Annotated in this window: 2 protein-coding genes; both read right to left on the bottom strand. The window is 42.9% G+C overall.

Annotated elements, in window-relative coordinates:
* The coding region (locus tag AC3G7N_RS22265; protein ID WP_489424287.1) for a 23S rRNA (pseudouridine(1915)-N(3))-methyltransferase RlmH at positions 1 to 210 on the bottom strand (210 nt) is incomplete at its 3' end.
* A gap of 84 nt (positions 211 to 294) precedes the next feature.
* Positions 295 to 548, bottom strand: a 254-nt coding sequence (locus tag AC3G7N_RS22270; protein ID WP_489424288.1) for a type II secretion system F family protein, incomplete at its 5' end; no start/stop codon positions are given.

Here is a 548-nt window from a genome sequence, read left to right on the forward strand (position 1 = left end):
ATCCTGTCCAATGTTGCCCAGAATCCGTTCGCCCTCTTTCTGTTTCACTTCCAACATTTCCGCTTCGCTCATGTTTTCTGGTGCCTTTTCATCAGCAACTTCAATGATGTCTACCTTGGCATAGGCAGTCAGCCGCTTTAAATACTCCTGGATGCCTTGTTTAAGATACTTTTCTTTTAATTTACCAACCGTTACAATCGTGATTTTCATTCGTTTCCGCCCTTTACTTCATGATGCTTTTAAGTCTACCAAAATATTGATCATATACCTAGCCAGGGGCTGAAGAGGTACCCTTTATAATAAGGTCTGTAGCAAATAAATAATTAACGGACCCAATAACACAATGAATATTGCTGGAAAAATAAACAGCAACATCGGAAATACCATTTTCACTGGAGCTTTCATGGCCTGCTCTCTAGCCAATTGTGTTCGTTGCTCCCTGATCCTTAGCGTAAGCGAACGCAGAACTTTGGCCATGCCAACCCCCAGCATATCGGCTTGAATCAAAGATGTGATAATGCTTTGAAACTGGTGCACCGGCACGCGGC

The sequence above is a fragment of the Virgibacillus carmonensis genome (genome assembly GCF_057836705.1).